Genomic DNA, 10,879 nt, shown 5'->3' with positions numbered 1-10,879 from the left:
GCCATGGGCCAGGTCAGGAAGCGGACTTCAGGGCGGCGAGCCGCGCCTCGATCTCCGCGCTGTCCCCGAGGCTGTCCAGCTGCTCGAACTGGGCGTCCAGGGACGACGCGGCGAGTTCCTGCTTGCCCACCGCCCGCGCCTCCTCGCGCCGGACCTTGTCCTCGAAGCGGCCGAGCTCGCTCGTCGGGTCCATCACGTCGATGCTCTTGACGGCGTCCATCATCCGGTTCTGCGCCTGGGCGGACGCGGCGCGTGCGACCAGCTCGTCGCGCTTGGACTTGAGCTGGGCCAGCTTGTTCTTCATCTGGTCGAGACCCGTCTTGAGCTTGTCCACCACCACCGTCTGCGAGGCGATCGTCGGCTCGGCCGTCTTCGCCTCCTGCTCCGACTGGAGCTGCCTGCCCAACGCCACCTTGGCGAGGCCGTCGAACTTGTCGGCGTCCACCCCCGCTCCCGCGGCCCGCAGCTCGTCGGCCTTCCTGCTGGCGGCGAGCGCCTTCTGGCCCCACTCCCTCGCCGCGTCGACATCCTCCCGGTGGTCCTCCTCCAGCAGCCTGAGGTTGCCGATGGTGGCGGCCACCGCCTGCTCGGCCTCCGCGATGTTGTTCGTGTAGTCGCGGATCAGCTGGTCCAGCATCTTCTGCGGATCCTCCGCCTGGTCGATCAGGGCGTTGATGTTGGCCCGCGCCAGCTGAGTGACGCGGCCGAGGACGGTCTGCTTGGTCATGGCACCTCTCCTTGTGCGAGATCTCCTCGTGCGAAAGCCGGTGGAGCGTGTCGCGGTCAGAAGCGGCCTCCGCCGCCCCGCCTGCCACGGGTCCCCCCGCCGCCGAAGCTGCCAGGCCCGCCGCCGAACCCGCCCCCGGAACCACCGAACCCGCCCCCGAAGCCGCCGCCGAACCCTCCGCCCCGCCCGCCGAGCAGCCCGCCCAGGAGGATGCCGCCCAGCACGGCGCCACCCGTCCCGCCCCCGCCACGCGGACCGCCGAAGCCGCCCCCGTCGCCGTAACCGCGTACGTCCTGCTCGGCCAGGCTCCGCGCCTGCGTGGCCAGGGCGTCCGCCTGCTGCGCCTCGGCCAGGGCGGCCTGCGGGTCGCCTCCCTCCGCCAGCACCCGCGCCCTCTCCCACCGCCGCTGGGCCTCCGCCAGCCGGGTGCGGGCCTGGCTGCCGACCGCGCCCCGGTTGGTGGTGACGTAGTCCGCGGCGGCACCGATCGCCGCCCGCGCGGTGAGCATCGCCTGGTCGAGCAGCGAACGGGCCCGCCGGTCGCCGTGCTCGTGCGCGCGTGCTCCCGCCAGGGCCGCGTCCAGCGCCGCGTCCGCCTCCTCCACCCTGCGCAGCGCGTCGATCGGGTCGTACGGGCCGGCGCCGATCTCCCCCCTCACATCTGCGGCCACCGCCTCGGCGCGGGCCACCCGGCCCCGCAGATCCGCGGTCGGCACGCCCTCCGGAGTGCCGTCCAGCAGCCCCCTGGCGTCGGCGAGGTCCGTCTCCGTCTCGGTGAGGGCGCCCGGCAGCCTGTCCGCGGCCTCGGCCAGCTCCCCGGCCCGCCGGTCGACCGCGTCCACGAGGGTGGCCACCTGCTTGATGGCGCCCTCCGCCGCACGGACGTACACGGCGGCCCGGGAGTTGTCCCCGCTGTCCACGGCCTGGCGCGCCTGGTTGAGGGTGGAGGTGATGAAGACCAGCCGGTCCTCGGCCTGCTCGACGTCCCCGGCGGCGGGATCGGTCGCCGACCCGGCGTACCGCTCACGCATCGCGCCGAGGGCCGTCTGCGCGGCGGTGACGCGAGCGACCAGGTCGCGGTAGGAGGTCTCGGCGGTGGCCACGGCCTGCGGGGCTGTCTGTTCGAGGGAGCGCAGCCGGTCGAAGTCCTCCGACACGGCGTCCAGGCGTCCGTCGGCGTCCGAACAGCGGCTGATGATCTCGTCGAGCATGCGGCGCCGGGTCGCGTCGTCCTCGGGGAAGGCGTCGTCCAGCTGCTGCCGCAGCCGGAACGCCGCGGTCAGCTCGCTCTTGGCGTAACGGACCGCCTCGGCGAAGGGGGCCGCGGCCTCCTCGCCGAACTGGGCCGTGGCGAAGCCGAGCTCCTCCTCGCTGGTGCGCACGGCGTCGTCCGTGTCGACCAGGTCCTCCTTCGCCCGCGCGTCCAGTTCCGGCAGGGGCACCGGCGGCTCGGCCGCCGTCCCCGCCTCGCCGCCCCAGCCGCCCGCCGCCGGCGTCGTCCGGGTCGTCGTACGCCGTCTGCGGCGGGTGAGGGCGAAGGCGGCGACGGCGCACGCGACCACGAGTACGGCGACGGGCACGATCAGGTTCGCCGAGGCACCGCTGCCGGAGTCGCCCCCCGGATCGGCGGCGCCCGGCGTGACGGCTGGGGTGGGCACGGGCCCGCCCGCGAGCACCGCGGCGTAGCCGTCGGCGGCGCCGATCGCGGCTCCGGCCCAGTCGTTCTGCCGGAGAGCCGGCTCGATCGCCGTGTTCGCCACGTCCTGGAGCTGCGCGTCGGTGAGGCGTGATCCCTGGTCGACGGAGTAGGCGTACTGCCGGTCGTGCGTGGCCACGGCCAGCAGCACGTCCTCCTGGCCAAGACCGTTGCGGTTCGCGGTCTCGTCGGTCCAGGTCTGGGCGTCCCGGCCGGAGAAGTCACGGACGTACGCCACGAACAGCTGCACCCGCTGCTCCTCGAACAAGCGGTCGAGGGAGGCCTCGACCTGCCGCTCCCGGTCACCGAGCGCGTCCACCTTGTCGGTGATCTGCCCGTCACGGGACAGGGTCACGGGGCCCTCGGCCCGGGCTCCCGAAGTGCCCGGCAGGGCGGTCCAGAGCACCGCCGCCAGGGCGGCGATGAGGACCCTGCCGGATATCGACAGCCGGGACATCCCGGTACGGCTCGCAGGCGGCGTCACATTTGGGAGGCTATGTCCGCCCACTGCCGCCCGCGACCCGGCACCGTGTACCCGGTCGGATGCCGAAGCGGTCGGCCGCGTGCAGCCGGCGCACAGCGCCGGCATGAAGTCGCTGACCCGGCCGGCGCCCACGGTGACCGAGCCCCGGAAGCCGTAACTCTCGTGGTACGCGCCGAAGTCGCGGGCCGGCGCCCGGAGGCCGGCCACCGCCTTGTCGTGGGCGCACGGCGGCGCGAGGAGCGAGGCGTGCGGGGTTTCGATCTGGCCGCGGACGTACGAGCGCTTCTTCCGGGCGTGGCTCCGAGGCGGGCGTGGTCCAGGACGCCTTTCCGCGCCGCCGCCGGTCAGCCGCGGCTCGCCCGGCGGGCCAGGGAGACGGGCAGCTCGGTCTTTGCCCAAGAATGAACAGGTTGCCTTGCAAGATGCCCTGTCCATCTTTAGCGTGGAGTCATGCCCGGAACGCCCGAAAACCCTGCGGACGCCGCACCGCCGACCCCTGTCGACCCCACGGCCGAGGAGGTGGCGACGGACCTCTCGGCCGTGGTCGGGCGGCTGCTCAGGCGGCTGCGGAGCTCCTCGGCCGACAGTCTCCTCACCCCCTCCCAGCGCTCGGCCCTCGCCAGGCTGGAGGACGGCGGGCCGGCCACCACGGCATCCCTGGCCAGGGCGGAGCTCGTGCGTCCGCAGTCGATGCGGCTGACCCTCGGCGCGCTGGAGAGCCAGGGTTTCGTCACCCGCGCCCCCGATCCGGCGGACGGCCGCAAGTCCCTCGTGTCGGTCACCGAGGAGGGGAGCACCGTCCTGGCCGGGGTGCGCGCCGCCAAGCGGAGCTGGCTGGCCGACGCCATCGCCGGCGAGCTGGACGGGGCGGATCGCCGCGCGCTCGCCGAGGCCGTCGAGCTCATCGGCCGTCTGGTCGACAAGTGACCCGGCGCGGGACGGGCCCGGCCACCGGCGCGCCGGGGGCGGAGACCCGGCCCGCGCCGGTGGGGGAGTCCCGCCTCGCGGGGGTGGCGGAGTCCAGGCCCGGGTTCGGTGGCCGGCTCACCGCGCCGCTGCTGATGGGCTCGCTGCTCAACCCGCTGAACACCACGATGATCTCCACCGCCCTGGTGGCCATCGGGCACTCCTTCGACATCGGGGCCGCCGACACCGCCTGGCTCATCTCCGTCCTCTATCTGGCCAGTGCCGTCGCCCAGCCCGTCCTCGGCAAGCTCGCCGACACCCTCGGGCCGCGCCGGGTCTTCCTGGCCGGTCTCGTCGTCGTGGTCGTGTCCGGGGTGGTCGGCGCGCTGGCCCCCGGGTTCGGCACTCTGATCGTCTCCCGGCTGCTGCTCGGCATCGGCACCTCGGCCGCCTACCCGGCCGCCATGGCCGTCCTGCGTGACGAGTCGCGCCGGCTCGGCCGCCCCACCCCGCGCCCCGTGCTCGCCAGGCTCTCCTTCGCGGCCCTGGGCAGCGCGGCCGTCGGTCCCGCGCTCGGCGGGCTGCTCGTGTCGGCCGTCGGCTGGCGCGGCATCTTCGCCGTCAACGTGCCGGTCGCCCTGCTCGCCCTCGGCGCCGCGCTGCTCTGGGTCCCGGCCGACCCCCCGCGCGAGCGGGCCACCGGCGGGGGCGCGCCGAAGCTCGCCCTGGACCCCCTGGGCATCGGGCTGTTCACCACCGCGCTGACGGTGCTGGTCTTCTTCCTGCTCGACCTCGCCCACCCGCAGTGGTGGCTGCTCGCCCCCTTCGCCGTCCTGACGGCCGTCCTCGTCCGGTGGCAGCTGCGCACACCGCGGCCGTTCATAGACATCCGGATGCTCGCCGGCAACGGCCCCCTGCTGCGCACGTACCTGCGCCACGGCCTCAGCTACCTGCTGATCTACTGCGTCATGTACGGCTACACGCAGTGGCTGGAGGAGGCCCGCGGCTTCTCCTCCGGGCACACCGGGCTGCTCATGCTGCCGATGTCCGTCACCGCGCTCGTCTGCTCGCTGCTCGGCGCCCGCACGAAGGGACTGCGCGCCCCGCTGACCGCGGCCTGCCTGCTGCTCACCGTCGGCGCGGGCATCCTCCTGTTCCTCTCCGGCGACACCCCGCTGGCCGTCCTGCTGCTCGCCGGAGCGTGCTTCGGCGTCCCGCAGGGGCTCATCGGCACGAGCAACCAGGCGGCCGTCCAGGCCTACGCGCCCCCCGAGAGCATCGGCGCCGCCGCCGGCCTCCAGCGCACCGCCCAGTACATCGGGGCCATCACCGCGTCCAGCCTGATCGCCCTGGCCTACGCCGACGCGGCGAGCGACGCGGGTCTGCACCTCATGGCGGCGGTCTCCGTCGTCCTGGCGGTGCTGCTGGCCGTCCTGACCCTCACCGACCGCGCCCTGCGCGCCCGCACCTGACCCCCGGCACATCAGCACATCAGCACATCAAGGAGTACGCACATGACCGCCACCGTCCTGGACCCCCGGACCGCACTCGTCGTCGTCGACCTGCAGAAAGGCATCGTCGCTCTCCCCACCGCCCACCCGGCCGAGGACGTCGTGGCCAACTCGGTGACCCTCGCCGAAGCCTTCCGCGCCAAGGGCCTCCCGGTCTTCCTGGTCCGCGTGACAGGCGGCGCCCCCGGCCGCAACGAGAGCCGGGCCCCGGCCGGCAAGCCCGCCGCGGACTGGGCCGACATCCTGCCCGAGCTCGGCCCGCGCGACGGCGACACCGTCGTCACCAAGCAGCAGTGGGGTGCCTTCCACGGCACGGCCCTCGACCTCGAACTGCGCCGCCGCGGCATCACCCAGGTCGTGGTCACCGGCATCGCCACCAGCATCGGCGTCGAGTCCACCGCCCGCGCCGCGCACGAGCACGGCTACCACGTCACCGTCGCGACGGACGCCGTCACCGACATGGACGCCGACGCCCACCGCAACAGCGTCGAGAAGATCTTCCCGAGGCTCGGCGAGACCGGCACCACCGCCGCGATCGTCGACCTCCTGGGCTGACCGCCGCCCGGGCCGGTACCGGAACCGGGGCCGCACGGGTGACGTCCGCGGCCCCACCGGCCGCGTCTGCCGCCTCCCGCGCGTGAAGGTGCTTTCAGTGGATCAGCGAATCAGTCTGATCAACTGCAAATGCCACCAGAACGCATCATCCGGTCCATTCCGGTACGGGGTGGGCCGGGCCGGCCCCGGAGGTATCAGCCATGGCCCACGTCGGCGTCCCACGCGGGACGGCCCGAAAGCGCCGCTCGGTCGCGCTCCTGGCGACAGGTGTGCTCACGATCCCGGTGCTGGCGGGCTGCACCTCGGACAGCGAGGGCCCCACCTCGGCGGCCGTCCCGCAGGACATCGCCCCCGCCTCCCGGGACCGGGTGACCGAGGGCTCCACCCTCACATGGGCGATTGACGCGGTCCCCGCCACCCTCAACACCTTCCAGGCCGACGCCGACAGCGCGACCACCCGGATCACCGGCGCCCTGCTGCCCTCGCTCTTCCCGCTGGACGCGCGGGGGGAGCCGCAGCTGAACCCCGACTATCTGGAGTCGGCGAAGGTCATCGAGCAGGAGCCCAGGCAGGTCGTCCTCTACAAGCTCAACCAGCAGGCCGTGTGGAGCGACGGCCGGGAGATCGGCGCCCCCGACTTCGTCGCGCAGTGGCGCGCGCTGAGCGGCAAGGACTCGGCCTTCTGGACCGCGCGCAACGCGGGATACGAGCGGATCGAGAAGATCGAGCGTGGCAAGGACGACCTGCAGGTGCGGGTCACGTTCGCCAAGCCGTACGCGGACTGGCGCTCGCTCTTCTCACCGCTGTACCCGAAGGAGGTGACCGGGTCGCCCGGCACCTTCAACGACGGCGCCAGGGCCGCTCTCAAGAACACCGCCGGGCCGTTCCGGCTGCGCAGCGTGAACAAGGACAAGGGCACGGTCGTCCTCGACCGGAACCCGCGCTGGTGGGGCGACGAGGCCAAGCTCGAATCCCTCGTCTTCCGCGCCGTCGAGCCCGAGGACCGCACCGAGGCACTGACCCAGGGCACGGTGGACGTCGCCGACGTCGACTCCGGCACGGCGAACGACATCGCCCTCGCGGCGCGCTACGACGGCGGCAACGGCGAGCCGCCCGCCCACGGCCCGGGAGCCGGCATCACCCCGGCCGCGGCCCTGCGGTCCTGGGCCCTGGCCCACGGTTCCGACGAGGAGGCCGCCGAGACCGCGCAGGCCGCCCGCGAGAAGAACCGGGAAGCCGTCGCGGTGTACGCCGCCGAACAGAAGGCGCTGAAGGGCTTCGCCGTACGCAAGTCACTGGAGCCCGCCTACACGCAACTCGCGCTGAACGGCGAGTCCGGGCCCCTCTCCGACGACCGGGTGCGCCGCGCCATCGCCCGCACCCTGGACCGCCAGGAGCTCGCCGACACCGTCCTGAAGCCGCTCGGCCTGCCCGCGAAGCCGCCCGGCAGCCATCTGGCCCTGGCCGGACAGCCCGGCTACAAGGACGGCAGCGGCGCGCTCGGCGACCAGGACACCAAGGAGGCGCAGGCGCTGCTGGCCGACGCGGGGTGGACCGTGGGCGGTGCCGTCCGCAAGACCGAGGACACCAAGGCGGGCAGCGAGGCCGAGAAGAAGGCCGACGAGAAGGAGGCCGACGAGAAGAAGGCCGACGAGAAGAAGGCGGCCGAGGAGAAGGGCGCCGGCAAGGCGGAGAAGGACGACAAGGCCTCGCGCGAGGAGGGGACGTACGTCGTCGGCGACGAGAAGCCGGGCGACCGCCCCGCCGGCGACGCCGGGACCACCGCCCGGGACAAGGGCCCGGTGGGTGCCTACGCCCCCGCCGGAACGGCCGCACCGGCCCCCGCCGCCGTCAAGGACCGCCTGGGCAAGGGCGGCAAGCCGCTGAGCCTCCGCTTCGTCCTGCCCTCGGGCCCCGGATCACAGCCGCTGCGGACCGTCGGGGAGAAGATCGTCGAGATGCTGGACTCGATCGGCATCAGCACCCAGGTCACCAAGGTCGACGACGACAGCTACTTCAAGGACCACATCGCCTCCGGCGACTACGACATGGCGCTGTACTCCTGGCCCGCCACGGCCTACCCGGCGACCGACGGCCGCCCGATCTTCGCCAAGCCCGAGCCCGCCACCGACGGCTCGCTCCTCGTCGAGCAGAACTACACGCGGGTCGGCTCGGACCACATCGACCAGCTCTTCGACCGCGCGGTCTCCGAGCTCGACGCCAACGCGTCGCGGGACCTCCTGAAGCAGGCCGACGCACGGATCTGGGCCGCTGCGGGATCGATTCCGCTGTATCAGAGGCCACAGCTGGTCGCCGTCGACAAGAAGCTGGCGAACATCGGCGCCTTCGGCTTCGCCGCACCGCGTTACCAGGACATCGGCTTCACCGGGCGGGAAGCGGCAGGTCCCCCCGCGAATCGTAAGAAGTAGCAGGTCAAAGCCGCATTCGAAGCTCAGATACAGCTCAATTCCCTTGCCCGCCGGAGCCCCCGGCGGGCAAGGTGGTGTCCGCCCAGACCCGGGCAGCTCGTCCTCTCACACCCCTTGCCGTCCGGCCGTGCACCGGCTGGACGATGACGTAATACCGGCTGAATATCGGCTGAATAGTGGCTGTAGCCCTGGCCTGTGGATCGGGCAGGGAAGCCCCGGACCGATCGGGCCCGTACCATTGGACTAGCCGTGGCGTGCCGCCCGGCGGGCGTACGAGGACTCGAAGACCGACTGAGACGCCTGATCCCACGATCCGAGAGAAGCGCAAGCCACCCATGCCCACGCGCCACGACATCCGTAACGTAGCCATTGTCGCCCACGTCGACCACGGCAAGACCACGCTGGTCGACGCCATGCTCAAGCAGGCGGGCGCCTTCGCCGCGCACGCCGCCGAGAACCTCGACGAACGCATGATGGACTCGAACGACCTGGAGCGTGAGAAGGGCATCACGATCCTGGCCAAGAACACGGCCGTGAAGTACCACCCGAAGGATGGCGGCGACGTCATCACCATCAACATCATCGACACCCCCGGCCACGCCGACTTCGGCGGCGAGGTCGAGCGCGGTCTGTCGATGGTGGACGCGGTCGTCCTGCTCGTGGACGCCTCCGAGGGGCCGCTCCCGCAGACCCGCTTCGTGCTCCGCAAGGCGCTCACCGCCAGGCTGCCGGTCATCCTCTGCGTGAACAAGACGGACCGGCCGGACTCCCGGATCGCCGAGATCATCGACGAGACGTACGACCTCTTCCTGGACCTGGACGCCGACGAGGACCAGATCGAGTTCCCGATCGTCTACGCCTGCGCCCGTGACGGCGTCGCCTCGCTGACGAAGCCCGAGGACGGCACCGTCCCGCAGGACAGCGACAGCCTGGAGCCGTTCTTCAGCACGATCCTCTCCGCGGTCCCGGCCCCGGAGTACGACGAGGACGCCCCCCTCCAGGCCCACGTCACCAACCTGGACGCCGACAACTTCCTCGGCCGTATCGCGCTGTGCCGCGTCGAGCAGGGTGAGCTGCGCAAGGGCCAGACCGTCACGTGGATCAAGCGTGACGGCACCATGTCCAACGTCCGTGTCACCGAGCTCCTCATGACCGAGGCGCTCACCCGCAAGCCCGCCGAGAAGGCGGGCCCCGGTGACATCTGCGCGATCGCCGGTATCCCGGACATCATGATCGGCGAGACGCTGGCCGACCCCGAGAACCCGATCGCGCTGCCGCTGATCACGGTCGACGAGCCCGCCATCTCGATGACCATCGGTGCGAACACCTCGCCGCTGGTCGGCAAGGGCGGCAAGGGCCACAAGGTCACCGCCCGGCAGATCAAGGACCGTCTGGACCGCGAGCTGGTCGGTAACGTCTCGCTCCGGGTCCTGGACACCGAGCGTCCCGACGCCTGGGAGGTCCAGGGCCGCGGTGAGCTCGCCCTGGCCATCCTCATCGAGACCATGCGCCGCGAGGGCTTCGAACTCACCGTGGGCAAGCCGCAGGTGGTCACCAAGCAGGTCGACGGCAAGACGCACGAGCCGATCGAGCGCATGACCATCGACTGCCCCGAGGAGCACCTCGGCGCCATCACGCAGCTCATGGCGACCCGTAAGGGCCGTATGGAGACCATGACGAACCACGGTTCGGGCTGGGTCCGCATGGAGTGGATCGTCCCGTCCCGCGGCCTCATCGGCTTCCGTACGGAGTTCCTGACCCAGACGCGTGGCACGGGCATCGCCCACTCCCTCTTCGAGGGCCACGAGCCGTGGTTCGGGGAGCTGCGCACCCGTCACAACGGCTCGCTGGTGGCGGACCGCGCGGGCGTCGTGACGCCGTTCGCGATGGTCAACCTCCAGGAGCGCGGTGTCATCTTCACCGAGGCCACCACCGAGGTCTACGAGGGCATGATCATCGGAGAGAACTCGCGCTCCGACGACATGGACGTGAACATCACCAAGGAGAAGAAGCTCACCAACATGCGTGCGGCTTCCGCGGACACCACGGAGAACGTGGTGCCGGCCCGCAAGCTCTCGCTGGAGCAGTCGCTGGAGTTCTGCCGCGACGACGAGTGCATCGAGGTGACCCCGGAGACCGTGCGTATCCGCAAGGTCGTCCTGGACCAGAAGCAGCGCGGCCGTACGGCCTCGCGCGCGAAGAACGGCTGACCTGGTCCCGAGCGCCCGCTCCGGCGTCCGAACCGTCGGAACGAGCCATTGACACGAGGCCTGGACCCCCGCAGACACTGTGGGGGTCCGGGCCTTTCGTCAACCCGTTTTCGTGACCGAGGTGTCCGGTTATCGTGCGTCGCTCTCCGGAACATGTGTTAACGGTCCGTTTCGGGGGTGTCTGTCTGGGATCACTTTGTCCGGATTTCGGGCAACCATGGCTTCTCGATGTTGTCAAACCGAGACCCTTTAAGTGTGGTTTACAGCCCGGTGTTCCTTAATAGTTGGCTCCATTGAGCTCGGGTCAATGGGTCGTCGCACTGTGGGGAGTGCGGACTCACGAGCACACTCGGGGCACTGC

7 protein-coding genes are annotated in these 10,879 nt (G+C 71.8%); 5 read left to right on the top strand and 2 right to left on the bottom strand.

Features of this window, described 5'->3' with window-relative positions:
- Positions 1 to 13: 13 nt before the first annotated feature.
- Together ACZ32T_RS06580 and ACZ32T_RS06575 are read right to left on the bottom strand one after the other, a co-directional pair.
- Entirely contained in the window at positions 14 to 727 is a 714-nt protein-coding gene (locus tag ACZ32T_RS06580) for a PspA/IM30 family protein (RefSeq protein ID WP_467268011.1), read from the bottom strand.
- A gap of 56 nt (positions 728 to 783) precedes the next feature.
- On the bottom strand, positions 784 to 2,880 hold the full coding sequence (locus ACZ32T_RS06575) for a TPM domain-containing protein (RefSeq protein WP_467366285.1): 2,097 nt from the start codon (positions 2,878 to 2,880) through the stop codon (positions 784 to 786).
- A 477-nt stretch (positions 2,881 to 3,357) separates the two neighbouring features.
- Between ACZ32T_RS06575 and ACZ32T_RS06570 the strand changes: the two genes are divergently transcribed.
- From ACZ32T_RS06570 to typA, 5 genes are all read left to right on the top strand, one after another.
- Entirely contained in the window at positions 3,358 to 3,834 is a 477-nt protein-coding gene (locus ACZ32T_RS06570; RefSeq protein ID WP_467365705.1) for a MarR family winged helix-turn-helix transcriptional regulator, read from the top strand.
- 59 nt (positions 3,835 to 3,893) lie between these two features.
- A complete protein-coding gene (locus tag ACZ32T_RS06565; protein WP_467268375.1) occupies positions 3,894 to 5,285 on the top strand; it encodes an MFS transporter in 1,392 nt (463 codons plus the stop codon).
- Between the two features lie 42 nt (positions 5,286 to 5,327).
- Positions 5,328 to 5,879, top strand: coding sequence for an isochorismatase family protein (locus ACZ32T_RS06560; RefSeq protein ID WP_467268008.1), 552 nt, complete (start codon positions 5,328 to 5,330; stop codon positions 5,877 to 5,879).
- A gap of 200 nt (positions 5,880 to 6,079) precedes the next feature.
- Complete coding sequence (locus tag ACZ32T_RS06555) at positions 6,080 to 8,308, top strand: ABC transporter family substrate-binding protein (protein WP_467365703.1); 2,229 nt, start codon at positions 6,080 to 6,082, stop codon at positions 8,306 to 8,308.
- Positions 8,309 to 8,643: 335 nt separating this feature from the next.
- Positions 8,644 to 10,518, top strand: a complete 1,875-nt coding sequence (gene typA / locus ACZ32T_RS06550) for a translational GTPase TypA (protein WP_467268005.1) — start codon at positions 8,644 to 8,646, stop codon at positions 10,516 to 10,518.
- Positions 10,519 to 10,879 lie beyond the last annotated feature (361 nt).

The sequence above is a fragment of the Streptomyces sp. NPDC023573 genome (genome assembly GCF_055559735.1).
Note: the sequence above shows the minus strand (reverse complement) of the source record. Positions and strands in the feature narration are given on the sequence as shown.